Source organism: Pseudoalteromonas sp. B160 (genome assembly GCF_037162485.1).
Classification (GTDB): Bacteria; Pseudomonadota; Gammaproteobacteria; order Enterobacterales; family Alteromonadaceae; genus Pseudoalteromonas; species Pseudoalteromonas rhizosphaerae.
The window spans coordinates 979960-997301 of record NZ_JARLUX010000001.1 but is presented as its reverse complement, the minus strand read 5'-3'; the positions used below and the strand labels follow the sequence as shown (position 1 = coordinate 997301).

Annotated in this window: 11 protein-coding genes and 1 pseudogene; 7 read left to right on the top strand and 5 right to left on the bottom strand. The window is 40.0% G+C overall.

The genetic code is table 11. The features are described 5' to 3' along the window. The first annotated feature begins 36 nt into the window (after window positions 1-36). Together dinB and P4S61_RS04620 are read left to right on the top strand one after the other, a co-directional pair. Complete coding sequence (gene dinB, locus P4S61_RS04625) at window positions 37-1089, top strand: DNA polymerase IV (protein WP_337117859.1); 1053 nt, start codon at window positions 37-39, stop codon at window positions 1087-1089. Between the two features lie 175 nt (window positions 1090-1264). Then, complete coding sequence (locus P4S61_RS04620) at window positions 1265-2788, top strand: M17 family metallopeptidase (protein ID WP_337117858.1); 1524 nt, start codon at window positions 1265-1267, stop codon at window positions 2786-2788. Between the two features lie 70 nt (window positions 2789-2858). Here the strand turns inward: P4S61_RS04620 and P4S61_RS04615 are convergent, their stop codons facing one another. Next, window positions 2859-4496 (bottom strand): methyl-accepting chemotaxis protein, encoded by a 1638-nt coding sequence (locus P4S61_RS04615; protein ID WP_337117857.1) that lies wholly within the window; start codon window positions 4494-4496, stop codon window positions 2859-2861. 176 nt (window positions 4497-4672) lie between these two features. Then, window positions 4673-6856, bottom strand: coding sequence for a S9 family peptidase (locus tag P4S61_RS04610; protein ID WP_337117856.1), 2184 nt, complete (start codon window positions 6854-6856; stop codon window positions 4673-4675). Window positions 6857-7013: 157 nt separating this feature from the next. Between P4S61_RS04610 and P4S61_RS04605 the strand changes: the two genes are divergently transcribed. Both P4S61_RS04605 and P4S61_RS04600 read left to right on the top strand, forming a co-directional pair. Next, the gene (locus P4S61_RS04605) at window positions 7014-7409 is read left to right on the top strand and encodes an HIT domain-containing protein (RefSeq protein ID WP_145241160.1); all 396 of its coding nucleotides are present in this window, start codon (window positions 7014-7016) and stop codon (window positions 7407-7409) included. Between the two features lie 135 nt (window positions 7410-7544). Next, window positions 7545-8288, top strand: coding sequence for a substrate-binding periplasmic protein (locus P4S61_RS04600; protein ID WP_145241158.1), 744 nt, complete (start codon window positions 7545-7547; stop codon window positions 8286-8288). A gap of 67 nt (window positions 8289-8355) precedes the next feature. Here P4S61_RS04600 and P4S61_RS04595 read toward each other — a convergent pair whose 3' ends face one another. Beyond that, window positions 8356-10056 carry a dipeptidyl-peptidase 3 family protein gene (locus tag P4S61_RS04595; protein ID WP_145241155.1) on the bottom strand — a complete coding sequence of 567 codons (1701 nt, stop codon included), beginning with the start codon at window positions 10054-10056 and terminating at the stop codon, window positions 8356-8358. Window positions 10057-10339: 283 nt separating this feature from the next. Between P4S61_RS04595 and P4S61_RS04590 the strand changes: the two genes are divergently transcribed. Beyond that, window positions 10340-11179, top strand: coding sequence for an HDOD domain-containing protein (locus P4S61_RS04590; protein ID WP_145241153.1), 840 nt, complete (start codon window positions 10340-10342; stop codon window positions 11177-11179). A gap of 66 nt (window positions 11180-11245) precedes the next feature. On the opposite strand, the gene rdgC is transcribed toward P4S61_RS04590, so the two are convergent. Together rdgC and P4S61_RS04580 are read right to left on the bottom strand one after the other, a co-directional pair. Beyond that, a complete protein-coding gene (rdgC, locus tag P4S61_RS04585) occupies window positions 11246-12157 on the bottom strand; it encodes a recombination-associated protein RdgC (protein ID WP_145241151.1) in 912 nt (303 codons plus the stop codon). Window positions 12158-12278: 121 nt separating this feature from the next. After that, window positions 12279-14043 (bottom strand): annotated as a pseudogene (locus P4S61_RS04580) (ATP-binding protein). A gap of 282 nt (window positions 14044-14325) precedes the next feature. Between P4S61_RS04580 and P4S61_RS04575 the strand changes: the two are divergent. Together P4S61_RS04575 and thrA are read left to right on the top strand one after the other, a co-directional pair. Further along, window positions 14326-14691: a response regulator gene (locus tag P4S61_RS04575; protein ID WP_182731831.1), complete on the top strand. Its 366-nt coding sequence runs from the start codon at window positions 14326-14328 to the stop codon at window positions 14689-14691. Window positions 14692-14921: 230 nt separating this feature from the next. Beyond that, window positions 14922-17339: a bifunctional aspartate kinase/homoserine dehydrogenase I gene (gene thrA, locus P4S61_RS04570; RefSeq protein WP_145241147.1), complete on the top strand. Its 2418-nt coding sequence runs from the start codon at window positions 14922-14924 to the stop codon at window positions 17337-17339. Window positions 17340-17342: the final 3 nt, after the last annotated feature.

Sequence of the window (17342 nt, the reverse complement as noted above, 5' to 3'; positions counted from 1 at the left end):
AATAACTGTTCATTTGTACAGTGCTTGGTTTGAGGAATGAAAAAGTTTATTCATATTGACATGGATTGCTTTTACGCAGCGGTCGAAATGCGCGATAACCCCGCGCTTGCTAATGTACCTTTGGCAATTGGTGGCAATAGTCGCCGTGGAGTGCTCTCTACAGCAAATTACATCGCCCGCGAATACGGTGTGCGCTCTGCGATGTCTAACTACCGTGCTAAACAATTATGCCCAGATTTAGTGATTGTACCAGGGCGTATGCAAGTTTATAAACAAGCCTCTTCGCAAATTCGTGCTGTATTCCAGCGCTATACCGACCTTATAGAGCCTCTTTCTTTAGATGAAGCTTACCTTGATGTGACTGAAAGTAATGCATGCCATGGTAGTGCGACCTTAATGGCAGAGCAGATCCGCGCCGATATTTTTGCAGCCACCGGTTTAACTGCTTCGGCTGGAATTGCGCCGATAAAATTTATTGCCAAAATTGCCAGTGATGAAAATAAACCGAATGGTCAATTTGTAGTATTGCCTGAGCAAGTGGATGACTTTTTAGCGCAATTACCTTTGGGTAAAATACCCGGGGTCGGTAAGGTTACCCTTGAAAAACTCAATTTAAAAGGCTTATACACCGGTGCTGATGTGCGCGCTAAAGGGGTTAATTGGATGCAGCAACACGTTGGTAACTTTGGGGTCTCGCTGTATCAAAAATGTGCCGGTTTACATATTGGTAAAGTATCCACAGAACGTACCCGTAAATCGCTCAGTGTTGAGCATACCTATGAATATAATAAAACCAGCTTACAAGCGTGTTTAGAACAATTGCCAATATTATTGGCTGAGCTTCAACGTCGATTAACAAAACAGCAATTAGAGCAACGTATAAATAAACTCAGTGTCAAAGTGAAGTTTGCTAATTTTGTGGTGACATCGGCCGATCAAACTTGCCACCGACTTGATGAAACTATCTTGGCTGAGCTGCTGAGCAAAGCATATCAACGTGGCTTGCAGCAGCCAGTGCGGTTACTCGGTGTAGGAGTCGGTGTTAAAAATGAACCGCAGCAACATGTACAGCTGAGTATATTAGATTAAGATACTGCGCGCTATTTGCTTCAATAAATGATAAGTGGGCAGTGAGTAACTGCTGTATTTTACACTGTAACTCCAAGTTGCCAGCGTTATGTTAGCTCGTCGTACATTGCTGGCAATAGCTATTTAAATCAATGATAATAAGCTCCTACGTATTTTGACAACAGGACCTTTTTTTATGGCATATCCTCACGCAGTTGCAGCCCCGCAATTAGATAACGCAAAACATGATGCGCTTATTATTATTGCCGATAATTTTTCTGAGTTAGACGATCCGAATCTAAGCCAAGCTATTAAAGCGCAAATGGCGGTTGATGCACGTATTGGTAAGCAAGTCACGCTGCTTGTTGTTGATTCTAAAAGGGTAATTTTAGCGCCGACAGGTCCATTAAATCGTGATTATGACGATGTACGTCGTTATTTTGATGCAGCTAAATTGGCTATCAATGAAGCTAAAGCATCAGGCAGTACAAAACCTGCTATTTACTTACCACAAGCAAGCCAAGGTAGCCGTTATCAGTATGCCTTAGAAGTTGCTTATCTTGGTGCTTGCCAAGCGTTGTGGCAGCCGCTTGAGGCACGCGAGTTTCATGGTGAAAGCATTGAACCGATCACTCAAATAGCCTTGTTTGGTGCTAATGAGCAAACAATTAAAGCAGTGAATGCCATTGCCGCAGGGCAGTATGCTGCTCGTGATTTATGTGGCACTGAGCCTGAGCGTATGGCGCCACCACGTTTTGCTGATTACTGTGTAGATTTATTTAAAGGCAGCAAGGTCAATGTTGCAGTGATTGCAGATATTGCCACGATTGATAAAGAGTACCCGATGATGAGTACCGTGGCTCGCGCTTCATATGCGGTTGAGCGTCATCACCCTCGTGTTGTAAAACTTGAATATGTACCAGAGGGCGAAGTAACACGTACCTTAATGTTTGTCGGTAAAGGCTTAGTATATGACACCGGTGGTGCCGATTTAAAAGTGGGCGGGCATATGGCCGGTATGAGCCGTGATAAAGGCGGCGCAGCCTCTGTTGCTGGTTTTATGAAATCAGTGGCAGACTTTCAACCACAAGGCGTTAAAGTTATTGCTTACTTAGCGGTAGTTCGTAATTCAATTGGTTCTGATTGTTTTGTACCAGATGAAATTATTACTAGCCGTGAGGGCGTACGTGTTCGCATCGGTAATACGGATGCAGAAGGGCGCTTAGCTATGGGGGATTTACTCAGCGAGATGAAAGATTTAGCAAAAGGAGAAGTTAATCCTGAAATCTTTACGGTCGCAACGTTAACCGGACATGCAGCTCGTGCAATGGGACCTTACAGTGCATACGTTGAAAATGGCCCTGCACGTGCGGCTAATATTTCTCGTAAGCTGGCTGACAGTGGTGACTTATGGGCTGATGGTGCAGAAGTTTCTCGCAGCCGTCGCGAAGACTATGATTTTATTAAACCGCGTACTTTAGCTGATGACGTATTATCAAGTAACAATGCAGCATCAGCAGTTACCGCACGTGGTCATCAGTTCCCTATGGCATTTTTAGCTATTGTTGGTGGCCTTGATAAGCATGGTTGTGAGTCAGCACAGCCTTTACCTTATGTGCATATGGATATTGCCGGTAGTGGTGTTGAAGGTGGTGATTGGCAGCACGGTAAACCAACTGCAGCAGGCTTAAGCAGTTTATTTGCTCGTTACTGCTTATAATAAGCAGTATTAAATACAACAGCCCCGTCATATAAAATGACGGGGCTTTTTTGTAATTTGTTTTTGTTAATTAATCTAATTTAAAGCGATTAACCACATCAGTTAGCTGTTGGCTACTGTGTTTAAGATTATCGCTTGCACCAGAAAGTTGTGATGTATTGGCCAGAGATTGTTCGGTTGATTGCGATAGTTCATTAATTCGCAAATTGACTTCATCCGCAGCACTTGATTGTTGCTCAGTCGCACGGGCTATTTGACCATTCATATCGGTGATAACCGACACCAGACGTTCAATTTCAGTTAATGAGGTATTGGCAGAGCCAGCTTGTTGTACTGTGCTGGTGGATAATTGTTGGCTAGCTGTTACCGCCTCTACAGCCGCCTGTGCGCCTTTTTGTAATTTGGCTATCATCGCCTGAATTTCGTCTGTGCTCTTGCCTGTGCGACTTGCAAGAGTGCGTACTTCATCAGCTACAACGGCAAACCCCTGGCCTTGTTCGCCAGCACGTGCCGCTTCGATTGCAGCATTGAGTGCCAGTAAATTGGTTTGCTCCGCAATACCGCGGATCACGTCTAGTACCGATCCTATATTATTACTTTCTTGAGCTAAATCAGCGGTAACTTGACTCACAGTCTCAATGTTTTTGGACAGTGTTTCTATGGCTTGAATTGTTTTAGCAACGACTTCTTTACCTTCAGATGCATTCACCGCGGCTTGGTTAGCGGCTTGTTCAGCCGCTTCGGCATTGCGACTTACATCATGAATTTGGTGGGTCATTTGCTCCATTGCTGCAGCGACTTGCGTTGAGCTATCGTTTTGCAGTTCAATAAAAGAATGATTGGTTTTACTCGCATCATCCACTGTTTGGGCATGCTGGTTAACATCATTGGCATTATTTGCCACTTGTTTAAGTGACTCACGCATTTTGGTAGTAAATAAATTAAAGTGGCGAGATAATCGTGATACCTCATCATTACCATTTTCATCTAAGGTTTGGGTTAAATCCCCTTCACCTTGAGAGATACTTTTCATCATATTTGCAGCAAGCCGAGTTGGCAGTAAAATACTTCTGGCGATTAAGTAACTTAAACTAATTAATAGCAAAATAATCACTGCGGCATTGAGAATAACTAAATTCCGTAAGCTGGCAAAAGCGTTATCAATAGTATCAATATAAACACCTGAACCGACTATCCATTGCCACGGGGTAAAACCTTTCACATAGGCTATTTTATCAACTGGTTGATCTTTACCTGGTTTAGGCCATTTGTAAGGGATAAAACCTTCACCACTTTGCTTAACTATTTTAACCATTTCAACAAATAACGGTACGCCATCTGGGTCTTTACTGTTGCTGAGTGATTTACCGTTTAATTCTGGTTTAAAAGGATGCATAACCATGGCTGGCTGAAAATTATTGATCCAGAAGTAATTGTCATTGTCATAGCGAATACTAGCTATTGTAGCTAGTGCACCTTGTTGGGCTTGTTGCTCGGTGAGTTCGCCGCTTTGTTGTAATGAATGATAATGGGTAATAACGCTATAAGCAGCTTCAACCAGATTTTTAGTTTTCGTATATTGGCCTGCTTTGAGTGAACCATATTGCTGAGTTAAACTAGTAATACTTAAAAAAAGTAAACCAACAACGACCAAACTTACCAAAATAGCTAAGCGCTGAAAAATAGTAAAACGGCGTAGGTACGACATAAAAAATCCTTTAGAAGTGCTCGCAGAAGGCGCGCATATATTAAGCGTAGTAAATATTACTTTAAAATCTAGTTAACTGTTCCTTGTTTTGGTCTAAAGTTTTTAAATAAATAGGATTATCATTAAGTCAAAAAAAGGCTGATTTTTCAATCAGCCTTTATGCGGTCATTACTGATTTACTCTACATCAAAATGACGATTAAAGAAGTTAGTGATTGTTTGATGCAAGTGAGTTTGCACTTGTTTACCCCGTAAGCTGTGCTTGGAACCAGGATAAGTCATCATTTCAAATTGCTTTTCGTTATCTTGCAATTGTTTAAATAACTTAGTGGCATGGGTAAACAATACGTTATCGTCGGCCATACCATGGTAGATCATTAATGGCCCTTTCAAGCCATCTGCGTATGGAAATACCGCACTGTCTGTATAGCCTTTGGCATTTGTATCAGGATGTCCTAAATAACGCTCGGTATAGTGAGTATCATACAGTGCCCAATCAGTCACTGGCGCTCCAGATACGCCTGCTTGAAAATAATCACCAGCTTTAAACATGGTCATTAATGCCATATAGCCACCGTAACTGTGACCATAAATACCAATACGTTGTGGGTCAACATAATCAAGCGTACGTAAAAATTCGACGCCTTTTATTTGATCAGCCACTTCAACCACACCTAAATGTTTGTAAATGGCATCTTCAAACTTTTTACCACGATTATACGAACCACGGTTATCTAATTGGAACACTACATAACCTTGCTGTGCCATATATTGGAAATATAAGTTCTTGCTGCGCCAACTATTGGTTACGCGTTGTGCGTGTGGGCCGCCATAGACATTGACAAGAACAGGGTGTTTTTTACCATCATTTACCGTTGCAGGTTTAAATAAACGATAGTGCATCTCTTGACCATCATCAGCAGTCAAAGTGCCATATTCAGGCTCAGCTAGATCAGTAAGATAAGGAGTTAGTGGATGGTTTTCATCAAGCTTATTTTGTTCTAACCAAGTAACAAATTCACCGTTTACTTTACGCAGTGCAGCTGAGTTTGGCTTGTTGACCGATGAACTGTTATCAATAAAAGTTTTACTGTCTTTTGCCATTACCACATTGTGATAAGCACCTTGCTCAGTGATACGTTTAATATCGCCCTTTTTAAACAGTGGAACACTGTATAGCTGGCTTTCCAAAGGCGTGTCTTTGCGTCCGGCAAAGTAGACAATGCCTTTTTTCTCATCAATACCTTTTAAGCTATCAACCACCCAGTCACCATCGGTGATCTGACGCACTAACTTACCATTGGTACGATATAGATATAAATGCTTAAAGCCATTGCGCTCAGAGGCCCAAACAAAATGTTTTTTGTCTTTCAAAAACTGTAGATCAAAATGTAAGTTGATCCAGGTATCACTAGTTTCTGTTAAGGCGACTTTTTGCTCTGTTGTTTCGCTGTTATAAAAGCGCAATTCTAAGTTGTGCTGTGAGCGGTTTTGCCACTGATATGATAGGGTTTTGTCATCTTCTAACCATTTTGCACGGGCAATGTAAATGTCTTCGTCTTTACCTAAATCAACCCAATCAGTTTTTTGATTATCGAGCTTAACCACACCAAGTTGAATTTTTACATTATTAGTGCCGGTAAATGGGTAGCGTTGGTTAAACAGTTTCACTTCATCAGCGTAAATTTCATTGCGGATAGCTTCTTTAACTGGGCTTTCGTCAATGCGAGTGAAGGCTATTTTTGATTCATCACCAGACCACCAATAACCTGTCATTCGGCCCATTTCTTCTTGCGCGACAAACTCCGCCATGGCGTTTTTGATCACACCGCCGCCATCTTTACTCAGCTGAATTTCTTTACCTGATTTAAGATTTAGCGCATAAAGATTTTGTTCACGGACAAACGAGACAAAGTTTCCTTTTGGTGAAAAGCGTGCGTCGGTTTCAAATGCCTCAGTATCGGTCAGTTTACGGCTTTTTCCTGCTCCTAGCTCGTAATAATAGAGGTCACCATTAAGTGGAAATAACAAGGCTTTACCGTCTTTAGACCATTTGTATTCTAAAATACCTTTACCAAAAATACGTTGGCGCTCACGGCGTGCTTTTTCTTCGTCTGAGAGGTTTTCGGGGCCTGAAAAAAGTTTGGCAGAGTCGACTAAAATACGATTTTTGTTATCTTTTAAATTATATTCCCACAAATCATAACGGTTGTAATCGTCGCTTTTACCTTGCAGGTAGGTAACTCGGCTACCGTCTGGTGAAAACTTAAGCTGTACAGGTGCTTTACCCGCTAAACTTGGATCATCAAAAATACGTTCTAAAGTAAGAGGCTTAGCTTGCACTGTGATGGCTGTTGCCACCAAAGGTAGCAAGTATGAGAGGTGTTTAATTTTTTTAACACGTGTTTACCTTCGCTCGAATAAAAACTGCAACGATGGTAAAGCCAAGCGTGGGCAACTGCAACTAAATGCTATAAAGTAGCGAAAATGTAATGCACTTAATTTGTAAGGAATAAAAATGACCGTTGAATTCTCTTTAGCCCCAGAACTTGCACGTGATTGTATTGAACTGGCCGATTGGCCATTATGCAAAGTGTTACTTATGAATGATAGTCAATACCCGTGGTTTATTTTAGTGCCTCGTAAAGCGAATTTAAAAGAGAGCATTGATCTAAGCGAGTCTGAACAGCTATTGCTAATGCAAGAGTCAGCGAAGTTAAGTCGGCTCCTCAAGGAGGTACTTAACCCAGATAAACTTAATGTCGCAGCGCTTGGTAACATGGTTCCACAGTTACATATTCATCATATTGCCCGCTATAAAACCGATGTCGCATGGCCTGCGCCAGTATGGGGGAAGTATCCCGCCGTGCCTTACAGTGAAGAGCAATTGGCACGTTTAAAAACACATTTTTAATCGTGGTTGAGTGTTTATATAACAGAATTTTATCATGGAATTATGACTTTTAGTTGGGTGAAAATAGACTATGCTTAGGGTCACTAAGTCGTGGCTGTTTATTACATTCAGTATATAAGGATTGCAAACTAACGGATGAAAGCTTTTGTATTGTTTACCTTGTTAATTGTATTTTCGCATCACAGTGCAGCAAATACATTTTACTTTGTTGGTACCACCTTTCCGTCGGTACTTGAAAAAAATGAACAAGGTCAAATAGAAGGCTTAGGCGCCGACATCGCAGGTGAGATTTGCCTGCGTTTAGGTTGCCAAATTAAAATTGATATTTTGCCATTTAAACGGGCGCTAAAAATGATTGAACTTGGCAAAGCTGATGCATTTATAGGCCCTTATAAGTCGGCTATTAGAGAGCAATATATGGTTTATAGTGAGGCTGCTTTCTATCAAGATCCGCTGGTTTTTTATGTCAAAAATAGTAATGAATTCCAGTGGCATAATAATTTAGAAACATTAAAAGAGTTATCGGTAGGATTAACAAGAGGTTGGAACTATGGTGACGATTTTGAGCAATATAAAAGTCAGTTGGAGGTTTCTGAAGTGGGTACTGTAGAAGCCAGTTTTTTGCAATTAATTCATGACCGTGTCGATATTATAGTGACTCATCCAAGAGCCGCACAGCCCGTTATTAAGCAGTTAAGTTTAGCTAATCAAGTTAAACAGTTACAACCGCCATTAATTGTTAATAAAGGCTATTTTGGTTTTTCAAAAAAACGTAATTTAAATGAGTTTATTACCTTATTCGATAAAGAATTAAATAATATGATTGCTAATGGTGAAGTAAAAAAAATGAGTGAAAAATATGGTTTAGCATTCCCGTAATAGCAATATTGAATTAAAAAAGGCGTTTTAGGTGAGCCCCTAAAACGCCTTTTTAGTATTAATTATATTATTCTAAACCTAACTCTTTCTTACCTTGTTTAAATGTGACATCTACAGGGATATTAGCTTGGCTTAGTTTTTCTAAATCTTTAGCAAGTTCCACTTTGATATCACCATGTGTGGCAATCAGTTGATCAACTTTCTCATAATCACCATCACCTTGTAAGGTTAAGATCAAACCAGATAGCTTGGCCATCGCTTGGCCCATTTTTTCCATATTTACGCTGTAAAGGCCTTGCTCATTTTTAGAGAATGCACCTTCTTCTGCGAAAAAGTTAAAGCGGATCATATTTGCTTTTCCATGGGCACTTGATGCGCCAAAACGCACTGAGCGGAAAATACCGGCCATAAAAGTGATGTAATAATCTTCAAGTGTTCCCTCTGTGATCTCACCTTTTTTGAGTAACTGCTCAACCATGTACAAGCCTAAGATATCGGCTTTGCCTTCTTCTAAAGCACTGGCATGTTCTTGTAAAGACTGACGAACCGTGCCTTTACCTGTGATAGTATTTTTTATCCCTAAACCATGAGCGACTTCATGGAACATGGTATTGGCAAAAAATGCATCGAAAGTAATGTGTTTACGTTGCTCAGGAACAATTAACTGCTCAGCGATTGGCACCAATATTTTATCAAACTTAGCGCGCATAGCATTTTTCAGTTGTAAACGGCGAGTGCCTTTTTCAAGTTGTACTTGTTCGTCATTTGGTAAGTTAATAGCAATAGTTTTACTGCCAGCATTAGAATGGCCTGCGTAGTAAACAACATCATATGCATTTAAGTCCGCATCAGAGCCTGGCACTTCTTGTTTGTATTTGCCATCAACAGGGAGGCCTTTTTGTAGCTCTGGTAAAAATGCTGCAAATTTAGCAAGGCGCTCTGACCATGCTAAATCTTTCACTAATACATACGATTCGAAGGCTGCGCGAGAGCCGAACAATTGATCTTCATAGGTTTCGATTGGACCAATAACGATATCGATGGGGTTGTTCTTCATGTCCATCCAAGCAAAGTCTGATGCTTGATAATCATCGTTTTGTAGTGCATCTGCACGTAAATTCAGGTAACTAGCAAACTCTTTATCATCGGCAAGCTTGCTCGCCTCACGTAATAAGTTAGCCGCTTTTTCAAGGGCTTGAGCATATTCAACCGAATAGGCAACGCTATATAGCTTGCCTTGCTCATCTCGCTTAATGACTGAATACAGGCCATTTTTATCTGCTACGTCAGCCTTGTTTAGCTCTTCTTTAGTGATATCGGCTGGATAAAATTGAGCTCCGGCTGTTTTATCTTCATAGCCTGACAAAAAGACTTGATCGCCATTTAATCTATCCCATGGTCCATAGTTAATATCGGCAAATTTTTGTACTTTAGGATCATTGATTTTGGCTAAAAATGCCGCTTTATCTTCACCAAATGCTTGGCGCCAGAATAGATCATCCATAATTTTAGACGCATCAATAAGTTTTGCTATTAACGCTTTTTGGTTGTCGCTTAAATGTGATAAATCAGTCGTTAAACTAAAATCGGTATAGATATCAAGGCGACTAGTGTCAGCGTTAACAAGTTGTGGGCCGCTATCTTGTACTTGCTTAATTGAGGCTGCTGCGTCAGTTGACGCTTTAGGTGCGCTGGCTTGATCTGAACATGCACTAAGAAAAACGGCACCGGTGAGAATAAGTGCTTGGCTAATTTTATTGAGAGTCATTATATTGCCTGTTAAAAAGTAAGTTTAATTATAGATACCCTTGAGAGGATATTTCGCTTCCTTGTTATGCCAGCATTAAAGCAAATCTTATGCGTAAATAGCAAGTTTCCTGTGTTGTGATGGTCTTAGCGAAGGGATATAAAGTGTAGTAGAAAAATAAACTAATATAATTTCTGTAATTTTCTTAACTTTAGCGGTAACTTAGACAATACTGTATTTATAAAAAATAAACATTCCATGGTTTGGGTGTATTAACAAATCAATACAAAAGGATGGCACATTTATGTCAACAGAAAACGCACTACTGACCATTTTGGTTGATCGTATAAATAATGACACGTTAGTTTTACCCACCTTGCCTGAGGTTGCGGTTCGTGTACGTCAAGCTGCCGATAATCCAGATGTAAACTTAGCGCAAATGGCTGATGTGATCTCTCATGATCCGGCATTAGCAGCACGGATGATAAAAGTCGCAAATAGTGCTTTTATGGGGCGAACAGTTAAAGTTTCTAATATAAATCAAGCGGTAACGCGTATTGGTCTGCGTCAAATCAAAAATATCGCAACAGCAATGGCGATGGAGCAACTGTTTGTTTCAAATAATGAGCTGATCAAAGGTTACATGGATAAGGCATGGCAGAAGACCTTAAAAGTAGCATGTCACTCAATTACTGTGATGGAGTTTTTCCTTAAGAAAAACAAGCAGACCTCATTGAATCGTGACACCATTACACTGGCATCACTAGTTTATAATATTGGTGTATTGCCTATTTTGACTGAAGCGGAACGTCACCCGGAAGTATTTGCCAATCCAAGCTTTTTAGCGCATGCGATTCAAAAGCTTAGCGGTAAAGTAGGGGGAGCCATCATGCGTGCTTGGGAGTTTACTGATGAATTTGTTGAAGTAGCAGAAAGCTGGGCCAATCCTAACTATCGCCCAGAGCATATTAGCTATGTTGATTTCATTCGTATTGGCGCGATTATGGAAGGTATTTTACAAGTTTCAGATAAGTCTGCAGCATTACAAACTTATATTGATAAAGGTGTGATCCCATCACTTGATATCTTCTCAAGTGATGAATATAACGATATGCTCGATGATGTGAAATCGGTATTTAGTTAAGTTAATTCGTCAGTTAAAAAAAGCGCCAATAGGGCGCTTTTTTAGTATTTAAAACTTAGTCAAAATTTAGGCTAAATCTTCCACGTCACCTAAACCAGCCGTAAGTTCTTCTAGCATTAGTTTAATTTCTTCAGAGGCGAGAATAAAGTCAGCATCAAGTTTGACCAACATATCTTCTTTAGGGATGTCGGCGTTTTCTTCTTTTAATGTTTCAGAGTAGCTTAAGCGCTTAATAGAGCCATCATTTTGCAGCATGAACTTCAGGCGCTCTTGCCAATCTAGTGCAAGTTTTGTTACTCGCTTACCGCTTTCAAGGTGCGATTTAACTTCATCACAGGCTAAATCATGGCCTTTAAGCTTAACTTGAGCACCGCTATCGTCTGCTTCTTCAAGCTCTGCGTCAGAGCCAATAGCAAAGCCCTCAGGTGTACTGAAGTTAGTTAACCAGTCCGTTAAAAACACATCTAAGTCATAGTTTGCAAATGCAGGAACTACCGGCAATGTACCTAGTGATTTGCGAAGTAGTGCTAGTAACTCTTCTGCTTTATTAAAGCTACCACTGTTGACGACTACCCAGCCATTTTCTTGGTCAATAAAGGCAAACTGTAAACTCGACTTTTTAAAGGCTTGCGGTAATAAGCTATGGAGGATATTTTCTTTGAGCTCGTCTTTTTCTTTTTTCTTAACAGGGCGATTTTCTTCTGCTTCGATAAGTTCTATTTTTTCAGCAACCATATCGTTGATAACGGATGCAGGAAGTACTTTTTCTTCACGTTTAGCACAAACCAAAATACTCTTTTGCGAGAAATGGGAAAGGGTATCACCATGTTTACCAAAGGCTTTGGTCCAGCCAAATGTACTTAAATCTTGACTACCGCAAGGGCGAAATAAATCTTGCTCTAAGGCTTTCTCAAAGTCTTCTTGGGTGTACGACACGTCTTGCTTAAAGCGGTAACAAATAAGGTTACTAAACCACATAGGGAGATTGATCCATTCGGTAAATTTACCCAATCATAACAATAAAAAGCTGATGCGCAAATGACTGATTGGCCAAACGTTTAGCAATTAAGCAAAGTGTTAGGCAAACAGTCTCGGCGCATTAGTTATTAAATATAGACAAAGGTTTTGGCATGTCTTTAGGGAAACTAATATGATAATGCAAGCCGTTCCACTGGTGAGCTTGTCGCATCGATTTCGCCGCTCAAGGTTTGCTTGACCAAATTGAAAGTAATGTGTGTGCCCAGACCACTGCCGCCTTGATCGCGTTTAGTCGTAAAAAACGGATCAAACAGTTTTTCAAGTTGCTGTTCGGTAACGCCATTGCCATTATCTTTAAAGTCGATAATCACTTGGTCATCTTCATCTTTAATAGCAATGTCTATAATGCCATTGCTGACACCATCGAATCCGTGGATCAATGAATTCATAATCAAATTGGTAAAAATTTGACTGATAGCACCAGCAGGTAGATTTAAGGTTAAATCTACCGGGCAATCTAAATTAATATGATGACTGGTATTTTTTATCTTAGGGTGTAATGAGCGAATAATTTCACCTAGATATTCTTTTAGGTTGATAGTTCGCACAGCTTCACTGGCTTGATCAACCGCAATTTGCTTAAAGCTGGCAACCAGCTCTGAAGCACGGTCTAGGTTAGTGGTTAATAGGCTAGTACTTTGTTTGGCATCATTAATAAACTCCTCAAGTGCTTTAGGCGAGAGTGTTTTCTCTTTGTAAGCGTTTTCAATTTGTATTAAACGCTCTTGCAAAAAGGATGTGGCAGTAACCCCTATACCGACCAGGGTATTGATATCGTGGGTAATACCGGCAACTAAACCACCCAAAGCGGCCATTTTTTCTGAGCTGACTAAACGCTCTTGCGCCATATTGAGTTCATCAACATAACGTTGCATTTCAGTTTGTTTAGTTAGTAGCTCTTGCTCAGTATGGCGACGCAAATCAACTTCTTCGGTGAGCGTTAGTTTTTGTTTTTCCAACTCGTATTTTTGTTGCTGTAAATCCATCATAGCTTGACTTAAATTTGATGTTTTACGTGCCACTTCTTGTTCAAGTTGTAGATTTTGCTGATCGAGCTTTTCGTTACTTATTATCAATGCTTTTTGAGTTTGTTCAAGCTCTTTGCGGTATTGCACAACTTTATCGATCAACTTATTGAATGATTGTTCCATTACTTTTAATTCGTTGTGCTCAGTTGTTTCAATTTCGATATGTTGACCTTCGAGGTCATCTAATTGAAGATCTTCAATTTGCTCTGTTAGTTGTGCTAGAGGTTCAGTGAGTAGTTTTCTAAATGCCATTAAGAATAAGATGATTAAAAATGTAGTTTTGATCATCGCATTGCCAATTAAAAAATAAATTGAGATCATAATGCGACTAAATACCACTTCTCGGCTCGAAAATAGCGTGACATCACCAACTTGGGTGGCGCGGCCAGAAAATTCAAAGATCAATGGAAAGGTATAACCGAATAAGCCAGATGGAGTATCTTCGATAATCGCTTCTTCTTGTACTAATTGTTGGCTATATAGCTCGCGAATATCGAGTGAGCGACCTAATTGTGAGATTATCTCGCCGCTATCATCACGTACAATAATACCTTCAATCATTGGAATTGCTAATAAGCCTTCTGCTGTGGTGATGGTTTGTTTAGTGTTTAGCTCCCAAATAGCACGGGTTAAACTACGACTAAATGTTTTTTGTAAGGTCGTCAGTTCGTCACGTATATAATCTTTCGTGTTTACATATTCTGCAATAACTTGCCCGCACGTGACTACAAAAGTTAATAAAAAGTAGACGGATAACACGCTGGTAAGTAGCTTTTTTGATAGGCTTTTTTGTAGCATCGGTGGCCTATAGCTCCTTTATTTTTTTACAAAGCTTAATTAATACCCTAGCAACGAGTACACTCAGTATTAAAGTTAGCTAATAAATGTTTAAAAATAAATAAAATAATCTTATTTAACAGTACAAACATTGTTAATTTTTCTTTTTTTAGCAAAAACTTAAGCTTATCGCTGTTAAATTTTTGTGTTATAAAATCACAACATTACTACAACATCGTTATTTATTGAGTGATAAGTTGTCTGCTCAGTAATCTATTATCCGTATTTTTAGTTGTCTATATTATGAATTTTTCCGTACTGGTGTGTGATGATTCAACAGTAGCACGCAAACAAGTTATACGCTGTTTAAATGAGTGTATCTCAGCAGATATTATGCAAGCAAAAAATGGCCGTGAAGCGTTAGAGTTAATGCATATACATAACTTCGATTTACTGTGTCTTGACTTAACTATGCCCGAAGTTGATGGAGTACAAGTTCTTGAAGGTATTAAAGCACAAAAAATTGAATGCTTTGTGCTGGTAATTTCGGCAGATATTCAACTTGAAATGAAACAACGCGTCGCTAAGTTGGGAGCTATAGCCTTCGTTGATAAGCCGATAGATAAAACAAGATTAAATGAAATACTGCATAAATTTGGCATTCATTAGATTTCTTTATAATCAAAAGGCATAATTTATCTTTTTATTTGGGGTTGACAGAATAGCCCTGTTTAAGGCAGTCTAAGGGCTATGAAAACAAATAATCACGCATTGACCATTATTATTACAACCACCATTCTTACTGGATAGTGGCATAGGTCGGTGCAACAAATTTAAAGGCCTGTGTTCACAACGAACACAGGCCTTTTTTCGTTTTATGGGATGAGGAAACATAAAAAATGCGAGTATTAAAATTTGGTGGGTCGTCACTTGCTGACTTTGCCTGCCTACAACAGGTAGCACAGTTAGTTAAAGCACAATTAAAAGACGAAATGTTATTGGTGCTATCGGCTCCAGGTGGCATGACCGATTCATTGGTTGCACTGGCAAGCGCTGCTGAACAAGGACTTGATTATGATACACAGTGGCACGCATTAATTGAGCGTTGCCAAAGCTTAAAAGCAGCCGTTGAAGCTGAATATGGTAGTGTTCAAAACTGGCCTGATTTAAACGAACTGCAAAATAAGCTAGCGGGTGTCAAACTCATCCAATGTTGTCCAGATCAAGTGCGTGCTTATGTTATTAGTTTTGGTGAGCGCATCAGTGTATCACTGATGCAGTGTCTATTAAGCTCACATAACGCCCACTACCTCGAAGCAACCGATTGTATTGCATCAACTAATGGTCATATTGATGCAGAAGCTGATCTAGTGGCGAGTAAAATTCGTTTTCAAACGGCTTTAAAAGCTAATCCTGCGACTATTTATATTATGCCTGGCTTTACAGCTAGCAACGAACAAGGCCAGCTAACTACACTGGGACGTAATGGCTCAGATTATTCAGCCGCAATTGCCGCAGCGTGTTTAGAAGCTGAAGTATGTCAAATTTGGACTGACGTTGATGGTGTGTACAGTGCTGATCCGCGTTATATCAAAAAAGCCACTAAAGTTGATTTTTTATCATATAAAGAAGCTATGGAGCTTTCTTACTTTGGTGCCAAAGTTCTCCATCCTAAAACAATTCTACCGTGCGCTAAAGCTGGCGTGCCGTGTGAAATTAAAAATACCCATAATCCGGATGCACAAGGATCACTGATCAGTAATGATAATGTGTCATCGGAGCCGGTAAAAGCGTTATCTAGTTTACAAAATCTTGCGATGCTAACGGTTTCAGGCCCTGGCATGAAAGGTAAAGTAGGCATGGCATCAAAAGTTTTTAATGCCCTTGCTCACGATAATGTTTCGATTGTACTGATCACTCAATCGTCATGTGAATTTAGTATCAGCTTCTGTGTCCATGAATCAGATTTGCCATTGGCTCTTGAGGCATTGCAAACTGCGTTTGAGCTTGAATCACAGGCGGGACTAATTGAACCTGTACAAGTGCAGCGTAATTTAGCAATCGTTACTTTAGTGGGTGATAATATGCGCGCTCATAAAGGCTTAGCTGCTAAATTTTTCGCATCACTTGCCCAAGCACAAGTTAACATTGTCGCTATTGCCCAGGATTCAACTGAAAGTGCAATTTCAGCAGTGATTGACGGCGAGCTGTGTAATGATGCTGTAAAAGTGTGTCACGAAAACTTCTTCACTCATATCCCATCAATTGATGTATTTTTATTAGGCTGTGGTTTAGTTGGCCAAGAACTTATTAAGCAGTTAGAGCGTCAGCAAGCATGGCTTGAAAAACGTAATATCAAACTAAACTTGTATGGTGTTGCTAATTCACGTCAATTACATCTTGATAGCGAAGGAATTGCTTTTGACGATTGGCAGCAAAAGTTGGCAGCATCAGAACAACCGTTTGACCTCAAACTGGTTGAACAATTTGTTAGGCAAAATCATTTAATCAATCCAGTGCTGGTTGATTGTACGTCTTCAGATGCTTTAGCGGCTCAGTATGTAGACTTTTTGAATGCCGGTTTCCACGTTGTGGCTGCAAATAAAAAAGCCAATACAAGTTCATATGCTTATTACCAAGATTTAATTACAGCAACGCAAAAAAATAATCGTAAGTTTTTATACGAAACAAATGTCGGTGCAGGTCTTCCAGTAATCGATAACTTACAGTCACTGTTTGGTGCTGGCGATGAGTTACTTGAATTTAGCGGAATTTTATCCGGTTCATTGTCATATATGTTTGGCGCATTGCAAGATGGTTTATCACTGTCTGAGGCAACCATTAAAGCAAAAGAGAGTGGTTTTACTGAGCCAGATCCACGTGATGATTTATCGGGCACTGATGTCGCGCGTAAGTTATTAATTATTGCCCGCGAAGCAGGTATGAAATTAGAGTTGAGCGATATCGAAGTTGAATCAGTGCTTCCTTTGGGTTTTGCCCAAGGTGATAACGTTGACGAATTTATGGCTAAATTGCCAAGTTTAGATGCTGCGTTTAATGACCGTATTCAAAGTGCTGCAAGTGAAGGCAAAGTGTTGCGTTATGTTGGTACTATCAAACAAGGCCACTGCAAAGTAGGTATTGAAGCGGTAGATGAAAAGCATGCTCTGGCTGTTATTCGTGACGGCGAAAATGCCTTAGCAATTTTGAGTGCATACTATCAACCACGTCCATTTGTTATTCGTGGTTATGGTGCCGGCTCAGCAGTGACTGCGGCTGGGGTATTTGCTGACATTTTAAAAACGTTATCGCGCTAGGAG

Excerpts from the sequence above, each read along its gene's own strand:
- dinB (WP_337117859.1), top strand. The coding sequence starts at position 37 with ATGAAAAAGTTTATTCATATTGACATGGATTGCTTTTACGCAGCGGTC.
- P4S61_RS04620 (WP_337117858.1), top strand. The coding sequence starts at position 1,265 with ATGGCATATCCTCACGCAGTTGCAGCCCCGCAATTAGATAACGCAAAA.
- P4S61_RS04615 (WP_337117857.1), bottom strand. The coding sequence starts at position 4,496 with ATGTCGTACCTACGCCGTTTTACTATTTTTCAGCGCTTAGCTATTTTG.
- P4S61_RS04605 (WP_145241160.1), top strand. The coding sequence starts at position 7,014 with ATGACCGTTGAATTCTCTTTAGCCCCAGAACTTGCACGTGATTGTATT.
- P4S61_RS04600 (WP_145241158.1), top strand. The coding sequence starts at position 7,545 with ATGAAAGCTTTTGTATTGTTTACCTTGTTAATTGTATTTTCGCATCAC.
- P4S61_RS04595 (WP_145241155.1), bottom strand. The coding sequence starts at position 10,056 with ATGACTCTCAATAAAATTAGCCAAGCACTTATTCTCACCGGTGCCGTT.
- P4S61_RS04590 (WP_145241153.1), top strand. The coding sequence starts at position 10,340 with ATGTCAACAGAAAACGCACTACTGACCATTTTGGTTGATCGTATAAAT.
- rdgC (WP_145241151.1), bottom strand. The coding sequence starts at position 12,157 with ATGTGGTTTAGTAACCTTATTTGTTACCGCTTTAAGCAAGACGTGTCG.
- P4S61_RS04575 (WP_182731831.1), top strand. The coding sequence starts at position 14,326 with ATGAATTTTTCCGTACTGGTGTGTGATGATTCAACAGTAGCACGCAAA.
- thrA (WP_145241147.1), top strand. The coding sequence starts at position 14,922 with ATGCGAGTATTAAAATTTGGTGGGTCGTCACTTGCTGACTTTGCCTGC.